The organism is Zophobihabitans entericus, assembly GCF_011745665.1.
GTDB lineage: Bacteria > Pseudomonadota > Gammaproteobacteria > Enterobacterales > Orbaceae > Zophobihabitans > Zophobihabitans entericus.
The window spans coordinates 250,166-267,698 of record NZ_CP050253.1; the positions used below are offsets into that span (position 1 = coordinate 250,166).

The 17,533-nt window shown below is 41.3% G+C and carries 14 protein-coding genes; 10 read left to right on the forward strand and 4 right to left on the reverse strand.

From position 1 onward, the window contains the following. The first annotated feature begins 43 nt into the window (after positions 1–43). The 3 genes from dsbC to mpl all read left to right on the forward strand — a co-directional run bounded on the left by dsbC (position 44) and on the right by mpl (position 3,958). Positions 44–754, forward strand: a complete 711-nt coding sequence (gene dsbC / locus IPMB12_RS01175; RefSeq protein ID WP_166914134.1) for a bifunctional protein-disulfide isomerase/oxidoreductase DsbC — start codon at positions 44–46, stop codon at positions 752–754. A gap of 63 nt (positions 755–817) precedes the next feature. Then, complete coding sequence (gene recJ / locus IPMB12_RS01180; RefSeq protein WP_166914136.1) at positions 818–2,551, forward strand: single-stranded-DNA-specific exonuclease RecJ; 1,734 nt, start codon at positions 818–820, stop codon at positions 2,549–2,551. 27 nt (positions 2,552–2,578) lie between these two features. Further along, positions 2,579–3,958: a UDP-N-acetylmuramate:L-alanyl-gamma-D-glutamyl-meso-diaminopimelate ligase gene (mpl, locus tag IPMB12_RS01185; protein ID WP_166914138.1), complete on the forward strand. Its 1,380-nt coding sequence runs from the start codon at positions 2,579–2,581 to the stop codon at positions 3,956–3,958. A gap of 726 nt (positions 3,959–4,684) precedes the next feature. Here the strand turns inward: mpl and ettA are convergent. Then, positions 4,685–6,352, reverse strand: a complete 1,668-nt coding sequence (ettA, locus tag IPMB12_RS01190) for an energy-dependent translational throttle protein EttA (protein WP_166914140.1) — start codon at positions 6,350–6,352, stop codon at positions 4,685–4,687. 200 nt (positions 6,353–6,552) lie between these two features. Between ettA and IPMB12_RS01195 the strand changes: the two genes are divergently transcribed. Then, positions 6,553–6,825, forward strand: a complete 273-nt coding sequence (locus tag IPMB12_RS01195; RefSeq protein ID WP_166914142.1) for a DUF2207 domain-containing protein — start codon at positions 6,553–6,555, stop codon at positions 6,823–6,825. 115 nt (positions 6,826–6,940) lie between these two features. Here the strand turns inward: IPMB12_RS01195 and IPMB12_RS01200 are convergent, their stop codons facing one another. Continuing rightward, the gene (locus tag IPMB12_RS01200; RefSeq protein ID WP_166914144.1) at positions 6,941–8,143 is read right to left on the reverse strand and encodes an MFS transporter; all 1,203 of its coding nucleotides are present in this window, start codon (positions 8,141–8,143) and stop codon (positions 6,941–6,943) included. A 183-nt stretch (positions 8,144–8,326) separates the two neighbouring features. Here IPMB12_RS01200 and argD point away from each other — a divergent pair, with 183 nt between their 5' ends. The 3 genes from argD (at position 8,327) to yihA (ending at position 10,804) form a co-directional block, all read left to right on the forward strand. Further along, on the forward strand, positions 8,327–9,565 hold the full coding sequence (gene argD / locus IPMB12_RS01205; protein WP_166914146.1) for a bifunctional acetylornithine/succinyldiaminopimelate transaminase: 1,239 nt from the start codon (positions 8,327–8,329) through the stop codon (positions 9,563–9,565). Between the two features lie 174 nt (positions 9,566–9,739). Beyond that, positions 9,740–10,174 (forward strand): large-conductance mechanosensitive channel protein MscL, encoded by a 435-nt coding sequence (gene mscL / locus IPMB12_RS01210; RefSeq protein WP_166914148.1) that lies wholly within the window; start codon positions 9,740–9,742, stop codon positions 10,172–10,174. Positions 10,175–10,183: 9 nt separating this feature from the next. After that, the gene (yihA, locus tag IPMB12_RS01215; protein WP_407704056.1) at positions 10,184–10,804 is read left to right on the forward strand and encodes a ribosome biogenesis GTP-binding protein YihA/YsxC; all 621 of its coding nucleotides are present in this window, start codon (positions 10,184–10,186) and stop codon (positions 10,802–10,804) included. A 95-nt stretch (positions 10,805–10,899) separates the two neighbouring features. Here yihA and uxuA read toward each other — a convergent pair whose 3' ends face one another. Then, positions 10,900–12,084: a mannonate dehydratase gene (gene uxuA, locus IPMB12_RS01220; protein ID WP_166914150.1), complete on the reverse strand. Its 1,185-nt coding sequence runs from the start codon at positions 12,082–12,084 to the stop codon at positions 10,900–10,902. Between the two features lie 85 nt (positions 12,085–12,169). After that, complete coding sequence (locus IPMB12_RS01225; RefSeq protein ID WP_166914152.1) at positions 12,170–12,922, reverse strand: FCD domain-containing protein; 753 nt, start codon at positions 12,920–12,922, stop codon at positions 12,170–12,172. Positions 12,923–13,199: 277 nt separating this feature from the next. Here IPMB12_RS01225 and IPMB12_RS01230 point away from each other — a divergent pair, with 277 nt between their 5' ends. The 3 genes from IPMB12_RS01230 to IPMB12_RS01240 are packed head-to-tail and all read left to right on the forward strand — an operon-like array spanning position 13,200 to position 17,455. Beyond that, positions 13,200–14,669, forward strand: a complete 1,470-nt coding sequence (locus IPMB12_RS01230) for a mannitol dehydrogenase family protein (RefSeq protein ID WP_166914155.1) — start codon at positions 13,200–13,202, stop codon at positions 14,667–14,669. Positions 14,670–14,681: 12 nt separating this feature from the next. Beyond that, positions 14,682–16,088 carry a glucuronate isomerase gene (gene uxaC / locus IPMB12_RS01235; RefSeq protein WP_166914157.1) on the forward strand — a complete coding sequence of 469 codons (1,407 nt, stop codon included), beginning with the start codon at positions 14,682–14,684 and terminating at the stop codon, positions 16,086–16,088. Between the two features lie 59 nt (positions 16,089–16,147). Further along, the gene (locus tag IPMB12_RS01240; RefSeq protein WP_166914159.1) at positions 16,148–17,455 is read left to right on the forward strand and encodes an MFS transporter; all 1,308 of its coding nucleotides are present in this window, start codon (positions 16,148–16,150) and stop codon (positions 17,453–17,455) included. Positions 17,456–17,533 lie beyond the last annotated feature (78 nt).

A 17,533-nucleotide genomic window follows, 5' to 3' on the forward strand; every position in this document is an offset into this window, starting at 1 on the left:
TCTAAGTTCGGTGGTTTAGTACATCTTAAACAGGAAAGTAAAAATGAAAAAAATTATTGTATCATTAGGACTTATTGGTTCGCTTGTAGCAGGGAATGCTCTGGCAAATGATAAAGATATTTTAAACACTCTAAATAATTTAGGTGTGCAGAGTAATGGTGTAAAAATCACCAGTTCACCGATCAGTGGTCTGAAAACAGTATTAACTCCTCAGGGCATTTTCTATGTTTCTGATGACGGTAAATATGTCTCTCAGGGACCAATTTACAACGTACAAAACGGTAATCCGGAAAATATCGCTAATAGCATTATTGCTGATTTAGTTAAATCTGTGATTAAAGATGCAATCGTTTATAAAGCGGCTAATGAGAAGTATGTCATCACGGTATTTACTGACATTACCTGTAGCTATTGTAAGAAACTGCATGACGAAGCAGATGAATACAATAAACTTGGTATTACTATTCGCTACTTAGCTTACCCACGTCAGGGACTTGATAACCAGGTAGCGAAAGATATGCAATCTATCTGGAGTTCATCTGATCGCCGCGCTGCACTGGATAATGCTTATAAAGGTGGTCGTGTTGTTGCTGCTAATAGCATGGTGCCATATGTTGCTAACCATTACCAGATTGGCCGCCAAATCGGTATCACAGGTACACCTGCGATCGTACTTGCTGACGGACAATTAGTATCAGGTTATGTTCCTCCAGCAGAATTAAAAACGATGCTTGATCGTCGTTTCGGTAATTAATTACTCTATAAAATGGCTATCAGTAACTGCTGATAGCCCAAATATGCTTTACTTGTAATACACATGAACAAAATACTACAACAGCGAGCACCACTGGTTGATAGCGCTGCTCTTTCTGATGACATACATCCACTACTGCGTCGCATCTATGCATTGCGAGGCATTCGCTCATCCGATGAACTTGAACGTAGTGCCAGTGGTTTATTAAACTACAAGCAACTCAATGGTATTGATAATGCTGTAGACGTTTTGTATCAGTCACTCAGCCAACAGCAACGAATTATGGTCGTTGGTGACTTTGATACCGACGGTGCAACCAGTACCGCTTTAATGGTTAAAGCGCTTCGTTACATGGGTGCAAAGTTTGTTGATTATATTGTTCCTGACCGTTTTGAAGATGGCTATGGTCTTGGGATCAACGTTGTTAAACGTGCTATCGAACAAAAAGCAGAGCTAATTATTACCGTTGATAATGGTATTTCCTCTTTTGAAGGGGTCGATTTTGCTCATGCCCACGGCTTAAAAGTGATTATCACAGATCACCATTTACCGGCCTTAACGCTGCCAGATGCCGATGCGATTATCAATCCCAATTTATCCAATTGTACTTTCCCATCCAAGAATCTGGCTGGTGTTGGTATTGCTTTCTATTTTATGCTGGCACTACGTGCACATTTGCGTCAAATGGATTGGTTTAGTAAAAACCAGTTAGCGGAAACTAACCTGGCTAATTTACTGGATTTAGTGGCACTTGGAACTGTAGCTGATGTGGTAGTTTTAGATAATAACAACCGAATTTTAGTACATCAGGGCTTAAGCCGTATTCGCTCAGGTTATTGCTGTGCAGGTATTAAAGCGATGCTGGATATCGCTAAAAAAGATCAAAGTAAACTAACAACCACAGATTTAAGTTTTACCTTAGCGCCACGCCTGAATGCTGCCGGACGTATGGAAACCATGTCCTTAGGAATTGAGCTGCTGCTGTGTGAAGACTATGCCAAAGCAACCGAAATGGCCACAGAACTCGATGCCTTAAACAGCACGCGCCGTGACGTTGAACAATCCATGCAGATTGAAGCAATGGCATTTGTCCAGCAGATCGAAACCACGCTGCAGGAAATTCCAAGTAGTCTGGTCATTTACCATCCAGAGTGGCATCAGGGTGTGATTGGTATTTTATCAGCCCGAATTAAAGACAAATTTTATCGTCCTGTGATCTCTTTTGCCGCGGCGGGCAATAATCAGTTAAAAGGGTCTGGTCGTTCAATTCCTGGTTTCCATTTACGAGATGCACTGGAACGTTTAGATACGCTCTATCCTGATTTAATCATGTGTTTTGGTGGCCATGCGATGGCGGCTGGTTTAACCATTGAAGAACATAAGCTCGACATCTTTAAACAACGTTTTGAACAACTGACATCTGAAATGATCGATGAAGCTATGCTCAATAACATTGTGTTATCTGATGGACCACTGGACAAAGATTGGTTTAATTGTGAAACTGCTAAAGTTTTACAAGAGGGAGGGCCGTGGGGGCAAGGTTTTCCAGAACCGATGTTTGACGGTGAATTTAAGTTGCATCAACAACGTATTGTTGGCGACAAACATCTAAAAATCGTTATCGAACCAGCGGACGGCGGGCCACTTATTGAGGGTATCGCTTTTAATGTTGATACATTACAATGGCCTGACCTCTCAATAAAAAGAATCAAATTAGCGTATAATTTAGATATTAATGATTTCAGAGGCAATCAAAACGTTCAGCTGTTAGTACGTCATTTGTGGCCGGTAGCATAATAAAATATTTAGGAAGGACATTATCTCATGCATATTCATATTCTTGGTATCTGCGGTACATTTATGGGTGGAATCGCCTTAATTGCCAGATCCTTAGGGCATAAAGTGACTGGCTCAGACCAAAACGTCTATCCGCCGATGAGCACACTGCTTGAAAAAGAAAATATTGAGGTAATCACAGGCTATGATCCTGAGCAACTCAAGCCAGCCCCTGATTTAATTATTATTGGTAATGCCCTATCACGGGGTAATCCTTGCGTTGAATACATTTTGGATAATAACCTGCCTTATGTTTCAGCACCACAGTGGTTACATGACAATGTACTGCGCGAGCGCTGGGTAATTGCTGTTGCTGGTACGCACGGTAAAACAACCACGGCAGGTATGGTGAACTGGATTTTAGAGTGCTGTGATTATAAAGCCGGCTTTGTGATCGGTGGTGTTCCGGGTAATTTTGAAATCTCTGCCCGTTTAGGTGAGAGTAATTTCTTTGTGATCGAAGCCGATGAGTACGACTGTGCGTTCTTTGATAAGCGTTCTAAGTTTGTTCATTATTGTCCAAAAACACTGATTATGAATAACTTAGAGTTTGATCACGCCGATATTTTTGATGATCTGAGTGCTATCCAAAAACAATTCCAGCATCTTGTTCGCTTGGTGCCAAGTAAAGGTAAAATTATTTCACCAAAAGATGATTCTAACCTCAAACAGGTATTAGCGAAAGGCTGTTGGAGTGAGCAGGAATTTACTGAATCAAGCACCGGGTGGGAAGTCAAACGCCTGTCACCTGATGCCAGCCATTTTAAAGTGTTCTTCAATAGCAACGAAGTGGGCGAAGTGAAATACAGTTTAGTTGGTGAGCATAATATGCATAATGCATTAATGGCGATTGCTGCTGCTCGTAACGTTGGTATTGAACCGAAAAAAGCCTGTGAAGCTTTAGGCACATTTGTGAATGCTAAACGTCGTTTAGAGCTGTATGGTGAAGTCGATACCGTGCAAATTTATGATGATTTTGCTCACCATCCAACCGCAATTTTAGCTACACTTGAAGCATTACGCAGCAAAGTTGGTGCTAATCGCCGCATTTTAGCGGTACTTGAACCACGTTCAAATACGATGAAACTCGGTATCAGTAAAGATGAACTGGCTCCATCTCTTGGGCGTGCTGATGAAGTCTTTATCTATCAACCAGAGCAGTTACCATGGCTGGTGCTTGATATTACAGAAAAATGTATTCAGCCGGCACACTGGTCGGGTGATCTGGATTTACTGGTGGATATGATCGATAAAGCGATTAAACCAAATGATGTTATTTTGGTGATGAGCAATGGTGGCTTTGGCGGTATTCATAAGAAGATTTTAAATAAACTGAAAAAAGCGAAGAAGAATAAAGAAAATAATTAAGGTTTATTTTTTGGTTATAGGTTCAGCCGCCCATGCGCAATTTTTTTCTGCGTTGTTATTAGCAGGGTTTTGAGCGGGGAGCACGCCCCGCTGGCGTGATCTTTTTAGTAATGCTGTTAGTTCTGTGAGCTTGGTGGCCTACCATACACCAGAGGCGACCGCTCGGGGACTCGCTAAGACCTCTGGAATATGGTCGCCATCAATCAAGGCAAAGTCGCTGAAAGCGGAACAGAACACTTCTTTTCTCTAGATTTACACGAGCCCTAGTAAAATATCACTTAATAATATAAATTCATAACCCATTGATTTTATTAAAGAAATTAATTTCATGTATGATATCTAACTTATTGATTTTTCATTATTAAATATTCAAAAGTTATCATCACCACATCAACATTTAATAATTATCTAACCCTCACAAATATTCTTATTGGATATTTCAGTATCTATTTAGTATTTAGGTAGTATTCTGTCAACAATGATGAGGCTTTGATTGATGGAGAGCGTACCTTATAGGTCTTAGTGAGCCTGACGAACGGGCGCCTATAGGGTGCGCTAGGCCATCAAGTCCCACGGAATAAGCAGCCACACCAATAAAACTCATTGCGCCAGAGCGGCGCACGCCGCTCGCCAACGCAATTCGAATAACTCGCAAATCCCCCGACAAACCAGCAATAAAAAAGCGCACCGAAGTGCGCTTTTTCTCACTCTAAATTAAAAGAACTCTTACTTCACCATACGCTTATATTTAGCACGCTTTGGCTCAAGTGCTTCAGCACCTAAAGTCCGTTTTTTCCACTCTTCGTACTCAGTAAAGTTACCTTCAAAGAACTCTACGTGACCTTCATCCTGATAATCCAGAATATGTGTTGCGATACGGTCTAGGAACCAACGGTCATGGGAAATGACCATCGCACACCCTGGGAACTCTAATAGGGCATTCTCAAGCGCACGTAACGTTTCAATATCAAGGTCATTGGTCGGTTCGTCCAGTAACAATACGTTGCCACCCACTTGCAATAGTTTAGCTAAATGGACACGACCACGCTCACCACCGGATAATTCACCCACACGTTTTTGCTGATCAACACCTTTAAAGTTAAAACGGCCAACATAAGCACGGCTCGGGATTTCAAAGTTACCAATACGCATGATATCCTGACCGTGAGAGATCTCCTCCCACACTGTCTTTTTACCATCCATACTATCACGGAACTGATCAACTGATGCCAGTTGTACAGTCTCACCCAAAGTAATCGTTCCTGAATCTGGTTGCTCTTTACCGGATAACAGACGGAATAACGTTGATTTACCGGCACCATTTGGCCCGATGATACCAACAATCGCACCTTTAGGAATAGTGAAAGAGAGATCATCGATCAGAACGCGATCACCATAAGATTTAGTTAAGTGCTCAACCTCGATGACTTTGTCCCCTAAACGCGCTCCAGGTGGAATAAATAACTCATTGGTTTCATTACGTTTTTGATAGTCTGAACTATTAAGTTCATCAAAGCGAGCCAAACGTGCTTTACTCTTCGCCTGACGTCCTTTTGGATTTTGACGTACCCACTCAAGTTCTTTTTCAATCGATTTACGACGTGCCGCTTCAGCCGATGCTTCTTGCGCTAAACGCTGATCTTTTTGCTCAAGCCATGAAGTATAGTTACCTTCCCAAGGAATACCCTCACCACGGTCAAGCTCTAAAATCCAGCCAGCCACATTATCTAAGAAGTAACGGTCATGGGTAACAGCCACAACAGTACCTTCATAGTCATGCAGGAAGCGCTCAAGCCACGCAACAGATTCAGCATCTAAGTGGTTGGTTGGCTCGTCCAGTAAGAGCATATCCGGCTTTTCTAACAGTAAACGACAAATCGCAACACGACGACGCTCACCACCAGAAAGGTGTTCAATTTTAGCGTCCCACGCGGGTAAACGTAGTGCATCTGCTGCACGTTCTAATTGGTTATCCAGGTTATGTGCATCATGAGTCTGGATAATCGCTTCAAGCTCTGCCTGCTCTTTTGCCAGTTTATCAAAGTCTGCATCAGGATCAGCGTAAGCTGCATAAACAGCATCAAGACGTGCTAAGGCACCTTTAGCTTCACCAACCGCTTCTTCGACTGCCTCGCGCACTGTTTGCTCCGGATTTAGCTTTGGTTCCTGTGGTAAGTAACCAATTTTAATCCCAGGTTGTGGGCGCGCCTCACCTTCAATCTCAGTGTCCACACCCGCCATAATACGTAACAGTGTTGATTTACCTGCGCCATTAAGACCCAAAACACCAATCTTAGCGCCCGGGAAGAAACTTAAAGAGATATCTTTTAAAATGTATCGCTTTGGCGGAACAATTTTCCCCACACGATTCATCGTAAATACATACTGTGCCATGATATTATCCGTTATTTTATTCTATTAGTGATAAATGAATGCCGTATATTGTAACGAGAATAAAATAAGGGTCTAGCGATATTTATGGTTAGTTATCATATTTTGAGAAGAATTTTATTTTTTATCTAAAACGTCTGAATTTGACCGGTAATACGCTATACTACGTCGCTTAAAATGAAAGGAAATAATGGAATAAAATCATGTTCGATCAGCTACTTCTTCATTATATTTCACCAAAAGGTAAAAAATATTATTGGATAGGACAAGTTTTACTTGGTATTGGAATATTAATCTTTCTTTTTAGTATCCGAAACCTACCACTATTAAGAAATCGTGGCATGTTACTGATTGTTTTTGTCTTCCTATTTTTTATCGTCACAATAGCATGGGGAATGTTATGTTCACTGATCTGGTCGGCAAAAAGAGCAGCAAAAACAAAAACTAAAAAAGAAGAAAATAGCTTAGTTAACTAAGTAATGAGTAAGTGGTTTATATTTGCATTATTTAAATCAGCCTACTGCAAACTCACAATAGGCTGATTACCGATTAAACCATTCTCCATGAGAAAAGATTAATACGACAGAATCATTACGATGTTATGTGATCTTTCGTCTTCAAATAATAAAACCAGATCAAGAGTCCAAGTACAGCCAGTGCAGAACCCGCAGCCACAATAGCTAACCAGCCAAAATGACTAAACAGATAAGTTGAACTGACTGAACCGAGCATTCCCCCCACAAAATAGCTCACCATGTAACCTGAGTTCATACGGCTACGCGCTTCTGGTCTCACCTGATAGATAGCATTTAGGCAAGAAACATGTGTCACCTGCACCGCAAAATCGATCAGAATAATACCAAAAATCAGGAGTAGTAACGAAGTCGCTGCAAATGAGAGCGGTAACCATGAAAGTAGCAATAAACTTAAACCAATAGTCGTCACCAGCACTCCCTTACCTTTGTCTGACAGGCGCCCAACGATTGGTGCACCCATTGCTCCGGCTACACCGGCAAACCCAAACAGACCAATAATAAAATCAGAATAGCCATAAGGAGAATTACTCAGCAAAAAGGCCAGTGGAGTCCAAAGCAGAGAGAACAGAGCAAACGCGATCGCACCAAGCATAGCACGGATTCGCAGAACCCGTTCTTGTACAAACAGTGTGGCGATAGATGATAACAGCTGCCAGTAATTCACACTGACGGTATTTTTATAACGTGGTAACATAAAACAAAGCAACAGGGTAATCACACACATAATGCCAGCTGCTACGCTATAAACGGTACGCCAGTCAGCCATAGTAGAAATCGCACCGGCAAATGTTCTGGCGAGTAAAATACCCAGCAGCATTCCACCCATTAAAATACCAACCATACGACCACGGTACTCTGGATTAGCCAGCGTTGCGGCAAAAGGAATGAGTACCTGAGCAACAGCCGAAAACAGGCCCGCCACAGCGGTACCAATTAACAGCCAGACTAACGAATTAGAAAACGCACTAATCAACAGTCCAAGTATGGTCAATATCATCAGAGTAATAATCAATGATTTTCGCTCTAACTTATCCCCTAAAGGCGCAATCAGAAGCATACCAAAGGCATAACTACATTGAGCCGTTGTGATAATAATTCCCGATGTATCAATAGAAATATCTAAATCATGGGTGATAGAATGAAGTAATGGCTGAGCATAATAGTTACTTGCCACAGAAACACCAACAGCAAATGCCATTAGTAGTACCAGCCAGAAAGAAAGTCCTGAACCAGTCGGAGAAGTCGTTGGAGAGGTCATACAAACACAATTAATAAAACGAAATGATGTTCGCTATTATAAGCCATTTAGTTAAGAAAGAAACATCAGAAGCTCATCTGTTAAATTGAATTATTATGCAATTATTTTGAATAAATATATTGATTTTTAATTCAACCGGTCTAAAATGGACAATTATTGTTCGATAAACCAAGGATTCTTATCATGACAGAGAATAAATCATCAACATCGAAAACCAGTGTGGACAGATCGCTTTTTGATAAAGTAATTTTACCTGTTTATGCGCCTGCGCAATTTATTCCGGTCAAAGGTCAGGGTAGTCGGGTTTGGGATCAACAAGATAATGAATATATCGATTTTGCCGGAGGTATTGCCGTTAATGCACTCGGTCACTGTCATCCTCAGCTTGTCGACGCGCTTAAAAATCAAAGTGAGAAACTCTGGCACACCAGTAATGTATTTGCTAATGAGCCATCACTTCGTCTTGCTCAAAAACTAATTCAACATACTTTTGCTGACCGTGCGTTCTTTGCTAACTCTGGTGCAGAAGCAAACGAAGCCGCATTTAAACTTGCCCGTCACTACGCGATTGAAAAGTTTAGTCCTTATAAGACCAAGATTATCGCTTTCTATCAGGCTTTTCATGGCCGAACGCTGTTTACTGTGTCTGTCGGTGGGCAGGCAAAATACGCTGATGGATTTGGTCCGAAACCAGCAGACATCGTTCATGTCCCGTTTAATGACTTAGATGCAGTAAAAGCCGTGATGGACGAGCATACCTGTGCCGTGGTACTTGAACCCGTGCAGGGAGAAGGCGGGCTAACCTCAGCCACTCCTGAGTTTTTAACTGGTTTACGTGAGTTGTGTGATAAGTATGACGCCTTACTGGTATTTGATGAAGTACAATGCGGCATGGGCAGAACCGGCTCGCTATTCACCTATATGCAATATGGCGTTGAGCCGGATATCTTAACCTCAGCTAAAGCCTTGGGTGGTGGCTTTCCAATCAGCGCCATGCTGACTACAGAGAAAGTCGCCTCAGTCATGCATCCGGGGCTGCATGGTACTACTTATGGTGGTAATCCGTTAGCATGTGCCGTGGCAGAAGTTGCTTTTGATATTATTAACTCACCGGAAGTATTAAAAGGTATTCAGGCACGTCACGACCTGTTTATTGAGCATCTGGAAGCAATTAATAAACAATTCAATGTGTTTAAAGGCTATCGTGGTAAAGGGTTATTACTTGGTGCTGAACTTCAGACTAAATATCAGGGCAGGGCCAGAGACTTTCTCAATATTGCCACTGAATATAGAGTGATGATCTTAAATGCCGGAACTGATGTACTGCGTTTTACTCCATCACTGATTATTACACCGGAAGAGATCAAATCCGGAATGGTGCGATTATCCCAAGCTATTGAAAAGATAGTCAAAGCAGAATAAAACTAATTTTTGCATAATTAATCACCCAAATACTGATATTTCAGCCCTTAACCCTTAGAAGAACACTGCTATTCTTCTAAGGGAATTGCCAATAACCCGCCTCAGTCTGTTGTTTTTATCCCATTAGTAATTATAATAAGCACCACCAAATGGTAATTAAAAAGGAGTTATACCATGAAATTTTTTCAGGAGTTTCGTGAATTTGCAGTAAAAGGTAATGTAGTTGATCTGGCTGTCGGTGTAATCATCGGTGGTGCTTTTGGTAAAATCGTATCATCACTCGTTGCCGATGTTATCATGCCTCCACTAGGTTTAGTCCTTGGCGGTATCGATTTTAAAAGTTTTGCACTAGTGCTAAAAGAAGCGCAAGACGGCGCACCTGCAGTTACATTAAACTATGGTATCTTTATTCAAAACATCTTTGATTTCTTGATCGTTGCAATGTCTATCTTCATCGCAATTAAAGGAATTAACAGATTACGTGCAACAAAAGAAGCTGAAGCAGCGGCTGCTCCGGCAGCACCACCGGCACCGACTAAAGAAGAAGTATTGCTAACTGAGATTCGCGATTTACTTAAAGCGCAAAATGATTCTCATAAATCAGCTTAGGAGTACAAGTTGACCGATAACATCCGTTCGTTAAATTATGCTAAGACGCACTTTGTAACAAGTGCGCCTGATATTTCTCATCTACCGAGTGATACGGGTGTTGAAGTTGCTTTTGCTGGTCGTTCTAATGCTGGCAAATCCAGTGCACTGAATGCATTAACCCAGCAAAAAAGTTTAGCCAGAACCAGTAAAACACCAGGTCGAACGCAGCTGATCAACTTATTTGAAGTGGAAGAAAACTGCCGCTTAGTTGACCTGCCGGGTTACGGCTATGCAGAAGTGCCAGAGGCAGTAAAACGCAAATGGCAAAAATCACTGGGAGAATATTTACAAAAACGTGAAAGTCTAAAAGGCTTAATTGTTCTTATGGATATTCGCCATCCTTTAAAAGATCTCGATCAGCAGATGATCGACTGGGCTGTTGCGGTTGGTTTACCCATATTACTGCTGTTAACTAAATCAGATAAGTTAGCTTCGGGCGCTCAAAAGCAACAGCTTAATATGGTGAAAGAAGCGATTCTGCCTTTTCAGGGTGATATCACTGTTGCCAATTTCTCCTCACTGAAAAAACAAGGACTTGAGCAGCTAAAGCAAAAGCTCAATGAGTGGTTTAGTCAGACAGAATCTTAGTCTGTACTCGAATTTAAAAAGAAGGCCTGTCAAGACGATCAGGCCTTTTGTTTGAGTACAGTTATTTACAAACAAATTGGTATTACAAATTGATATTACTCAGCAAAGAAAGCGCGTTTTACCGCAAACTCCACACCACGAATTTCCGCCAGACCTTTTAAACGACCAATAGCTGAATAACCCGGATTGGTTTTCTTTTTCAAGTCATCCAGCATCTGGTGACCATGATCAGGACGCATCGGAATTGACCGGTAATTACCTTGTTTTTCACGACGATGTTCTTCGGTAAGTAACGCTTTAACCACACCATACATATCCACGTCACCCGCTAAGTGATCACCTTCATGGAAAGATTTTGGATTCTCTTCACGACATGTTGCACGTAAATGAATAAAGTGAATACGATCAGCAAATCTATCGATCATATTAACTAAATCGTTATCAGCCCGCACACCATAAGAACCGGTACACATAGTAAATCCGTTACTGATACTATTTACTGTCTCTTTAAACCACTGCATATCTTCAATCGTTGATACAATACGCGGTAAGCCAAGAATTGGGCGCGGTGGATCGTCCGGGTGAACGGCCATAACAATGCCCGACTCTTCAGCAACCGGAATAATCTTTTTCAGGAAGTAAGCCATATTTTCACGCAGCTTAGCTTTATCAATGCCGTCATAGGTGGCCAAATGAGCACGGAACTGATCAAGCGTGTAGCCCTCTTCAGCTCCCGGTAAACCAGCGATAATATTACGTGTCAGCTTATCAATATCAGCCTGAGTCATATTGTCAAAATAGACTTTAGCCTGAACGACTTCTTGTGACGTGTAATCTTTTTCTGCGCCGGGACGTTTCAGAATATGTAATTCAAAGGCAGCAAAGGCGATCTGATCAAAACGTAGTGCTTTAGCACCGTTAGGTAGCTGATATTCAAGATCGGTACGAGTCCAGTCTAAAACTGGCATAAAGTTGTAACAAACGGTATCAATACCACATTGACCTAAGTTACGTAGTGTTTGTTGATAGTTAGCGATATGCTTTTCAAAATTACCACTATGGGTTTTGATCTCTTCGTGTACCGGAACGCTCTCAACTACTGACCAAACCAGATTTTTCTCTGCCAGCAAAGCTTTACGTTTTTCAATCTCTTCCACTGACCAGACTTCACCATTGGGGATATGGTGCAGAGCAGTTACGATACCTGTTGCGCCAGCCTGACGAATATCGTCTAACGATACGGGATCTTTAGGACCGTACCAACGCATTGTTTGTTCCATCTATATCTCCTAAATAACAGTAACTTATTAATTTACTTTGCGATATGAAGAACAAACAAGGTAGAGAATTTACTTATGTTATCCGTTAACTATCAACCGGAATCGACTCAAATAAATAGCCATCAAAATTTGGATCTTCACTATCAGAAACAGTCATGAGAGTCTGTTTTACATTTTCTAAATGTTGCCACATCGCCTGACGTGCAGCTTTTGCATCTCTCATTTGCAGCGCTTGCAGAATTTTCTCATGATCAACCAGCCACTTTTTACGATAACTGTGATCTTGAATACGGCTATGTAGCTTGTCCCACATTTTGCTCGAATAACGTTTTTGCCACAGATCATTAAGCATACTTTCCAGCACAGAATTTTTGGTCGCCTTAGCAATAGCGATATGGAACATCTCATCAGCACTGTAGTCATCAACACTACCACCATCCAGAATCAGTCTTTCCTGCTCTAAAATAGCGCGTAGTTCCATAATTTCAGATTTCACAATCTGCGTTGCCGCAAAGCTGGCAATATTACTTTCAATAAGTTGTCTGGCTTGTAGCAGCTCAAAAGGACCCACATCGGTTTCCTCGATCAACTTATCATGTTCAGACAATGTCTCATCTGGTAAACCAATTACATAAACACCTGAGCCTTTCTTAACGGTGATAAGGTTCTCCAGCTCAAGCATGATTAACGCTTCACGCACTACAGTTCGACTGACGCCAAAAGTTTCAGCAATATCACGCTCTGGTGGTAATCGCTCACCAATTTTATAAGTCCCATTCTTTAATAAAGACTTTAGTTCATTACCAATATCCTGGTAGAGACGGTTTAAAGCAACCATTTATAAATACCCTTATATCTGAAATAAGTTTGGTTGAATTATACGCTAATTATGACTTTATTCAGAAGTTTCTTAGTAAATAAATTTCAAATCACAAAATTGGCATACCAATATTTAATGTTATTTCATGATCTTTGTCAAAGAGCGAATAAAAATAAACCAAAAAATGAGATACAAATCACAAAATATGAAAAATAAGGATGAAAATTTTGAAGGCAAATGAAAGTATGTCTACCAAATATAGTGTTTTGTACATCCAATTTAATGGTGAATAATCATGTTAGAGATCTCGAAATTACCACAATCCATCAAGCATTACCCACATTACGATCGCAGCAAAATGGTGTCCCGAATAGTTCATCTGGGCTTTGGTGCTTTCCATCGGGCACATCAGGCTCTGTTTACAGACAGACTATTAAATACCGGAACCAGTAACTGGGCAATTTGCGAAGTAAACATCGTTGGTGGTGAAGAACTGGTAAACCAAATTCGTAAACAAGACCATCTTTATACTGTTTTAGAGAAAGGAGCAGCATCAAAAAAGGCGTTTATTATTGGTGCAGTGAAAGAGTCCCTTCTTGCACCTGTTGATGGAATCGAGTCCATTTTACAAAAAATGTCTGACCCGGCGATTGAGATTGTATCACTAACAGTGACTGAGAAGGGCTACTGTATGCTACCTGGTGGTGCAGGACTTGATCTAAATAACTCACTGATTAAAGCGGATTTGCAAAACCCGAGTAAACCACAATCTGCACCGGGAGTGATTGTTGAAGCATTAAATCGCCGAATGAAAAGTGGTCTGACATCTTTTACCGCCCTGTCCTGTGACAATATTCCGGAAAATGGTCTGGTTTTAAAACAAGCAGTACTGGGATTAGCCCAAGAAAGAGATCCAAATCTGGCGAAATGGATTGAGCAAAACACGACCTTCCCATGCACGATGGTCGACAGAATTGTACCGGCAGCAACACCAGAAACACTGTCAGAAATTACAAAAGTGCTGGGCGGAATGCAAGATCCTTGCGGTATTGCCTGTGAACCATTTATCCAGTGGGTGATTGAAGATAAATTTGTTACCGGTCGCCCAAACTGGAACGAAGTCGGTGCAGAGTTTGTGGATGACGTGGTGCCTTATGAAGAGATGAAACTGCGTATGCTAAATGGTAGCCACTCTTTCCTTGCTTACCTGGGCTACTTAGCCGGTTATCAGCATATCAATGATTGTATGAATGATGCTGATTATAAGAAAGCTACCAAACAATTAATGATGAAACAACAGGCGCCAACCTTACATGTCCCAGCTCACGTCAATTTACAAGATTATGCCGATAAGCTGATTGAGCGCTTTAGTAATCCATCGCTAAAACACAAAACATGGCAAATCGCCATGGATGGCACCCAAAAATTACCACAACGTATGCTTGATTCAATCCGCTGGCATATCAAACAAGGTTCAGATTATTCATTGTTAGCACTGGGTGTTGCAGGCTGGATGCGATATGTGGGCGGTATTGATGATCATAAACAAGCAATTGACGTACAAGATCCCATGATTGCCACACTGAAAACATTGGTAGCACAAAGTACCGATGGTGCTGACCGAGTGAATAAACTACTTAGCTTAGATGCTGTTTTTGGCGCTGACCTGCCAAACCATACCCAATTTAAAGCGCTGGTGACACAACATTATCTATCTTTAATGCAGCATGGTGCTAAACACACAATTCAGAATTTAACTTTTTAATCAGGTCACAATATGAAAAACTTTTTAGATGATAATTTCCTGTTACATAGCGATGCTGCACAGCGCCTCTATTTTGAGTATGCGCAGGATCAGCCTATTTATGATTTCCATTGCCATTTGCCACCAAAAGAGATCGCAGAAAACAGACAATTCCGCAATTTATCTGAAATCTGGCTGGCTGGTGATCACTATAAATGGCGCGTATTACGCACGGCAGGCATTGATGAAAACCTAATCACAGGCGATGCTTCTGATTATGAGAAATATCAGGCATGGGCAAAAATTGCTCCGATGACACTGGGTAATCCGGTTTATCACTGGACTCATTTAGAGCTGCGTCGTCCATTTGGTATTAAAAATATTCTTTTTAGTGAGAAAACGGCAGAACAAATCTGGCATCAGGCGAATGAAAAGCTGTCTACACCAGAGTTTTCTACTCGTGGCATCTTAAAACAGATGAATGTTAAAGCGGTGGGGACTACCGACGATCCGGTTGATTCACTGGAATATCACCACCAAATCGCTGCTGATACCAACTTTACCACTAACGTCAGACCAAGCTGGCGCCCGGACAAAGCATTCAAAATCGAGTTACCGGGCTTTGTTGATTATCTACAAGCACTAGGTCTGTCCGCCAATATTCATATCGACTCGTTTGAGAAGCTCACCGCGGCTCTAGAAAAGCGCCTTGATCACTTTGAAAAACACGGTTGTGAAGCCTCTGATCACGGGATCGAAGTACTACGATACGCCGATATCCCAGCAGAAAAAGTACTGGATACCATTTTAACTAAAAGGCTCACCAATCAACCACTAAATGAGCTGGAAATTGCTCAATTTAGTACTGCAGTTCTGGTCTGGATGGGCCATCAATATCATACCCGTCATTGGGCCATGCAATTGCACCTTGGTGCACTACGTAACAATAATCAACGTATGTTTGCCAAATTAGGTCCTGATGCCGGCTTTGACTCAATGGGAGACCGTAACTTTGCAGAGCCACTGTCTCGTTTACTCAATGCGTTAGATGTGACCAACCAGTTACCAAAAACTATTATTTACTGCCTAAATCCGAAAGATAACGAAATGATCGCCACCATGATCGGTAATTTCCAGAGTTCTGATATTCCAGGCAAAGTGCAGTTTGGGTCCGGCTGGTGGTTTAACGATCAAAAAGACGGTATGGAGCGCCAGATTATGCAGCTTTCCCAGCTGGGTCTGCTAAGTCAGTTTGTGGGTATGTTAACCGACTCGCGTAGCTTCCTGTCCTTTACCAGACACGAATATTTTAGGCGTATCTTATGCAATATGTTAGGTGACTGGATGACAAAAGGAGAGCTTCCGGGTGATTTTGATCTGGTTGGCAAAATGGTCAGTGACATCTGCTACAACAACGCTAAACGTTACTTCACCAAATAAATAATCAATATAAAACAATACATTAAGAATAAACTACAAAAGAACCAATAGGAGTTTGTATGCAAGACAACGTAGCTATACAAGAACCATCGGCAAAACCTAAGTTGAAAAACCTTCGATGGTATATTTTGATTCTATTTTTATGTGGTGTCACCGTTAACTACATTACCAGAAACTCACTGGGTATTCTGGCTTCAGAATTGATTGAAGATCTACAAATGACCACGCAACAGTATTCTTATATTGTTGCTTCATTCCAGTTAGCCTACACCATATTCCAACCCATTTGTGGCTGGTTTATTGACTTCATTGGTTTGAGAATAGGATTCTTTATCTTTGCTGTTATCTGGAGCGTGGCATGTATTTTCCATGCTGGTGCCGGCAACTGGATCCATCTGGCTATTTTACGTTTTGTCATGGGTGGTTCAGAAGCAGCAGCAACCCCTGCTAATGCGAAAGTCATTGCTGAATGGTTCCCTAAAAAAGAACGTCCGGTTGCAGCAGGCTGGGCTGGTGTTGGGTTCTCTATTGGTGCGATGCTTGCACCACCAATCATCGTTATTTTCCATGTTGCTTTAGGCTGGCGCGGCGCATTTATCGTATCAGGTATTTTAGCTTTGGCATGGTGTTTTGTTTGGTTAAAATTCTATAACGACCCGAATAAACATAAGAACTTAAGTGACGCAGAACGTAAATATATTGCTCAGGACCTTGAGCCGGAACAACCAAAACTTTCATTTTTCAAGTCTTTGTCTTCACTGGTAAAAATGAAAAAATTCTACGGTATCTGTATCCCGGCATTTCTGGCAGAACCGGCATGGGCAACCTTTAGCTTCTGGGTACCATTATATTTAGCACAAGAGCAAGGCATGGATATTAAACAAATTGCCATGTTTGCCTGGTTACCGTTCTTATTTGCCGATATTGGTAGTATCGCCAGTGGTTACTTAACTAAGTTATATGCCAAGTGGTTTGATTTATCACGTATCAATTCAGTCATCGCCAGCTCAGTTACCGGTGCATTTTTAATGGTTTCTTTAGCAGCAGTTGCTATCACTAAAGACCCTTATATCGCCATTCTACTGATCTCAATCGGTGGATTTGGCCATCAAGTCATCTCTTGTATGTTAAGCGCGATCGTGGTTGATAGTTTTGATAAAAATCAGGTAGCCACAATGAACGGAATGCGTGGTTCATCTGCATGGATTGCCAGTTTCATTTTCTCATTAATTATTGGAGCTTTCTCACAAACTATTGGTTTTGGTCCGTTGTTTGTCATCATGGGCTTCTTAGACTTAATCGGTGCAGTCTTCTTAATCGCACTAGTTGCAGAGAGAAGAAAGAAAAATAATCTGGTCACAAAATAGCCATTAACCATTTGATATATAAATAAAATACAGATAATTATGTTAAGTCTGTAGCACAAATTAAAAGAGATGCTGACG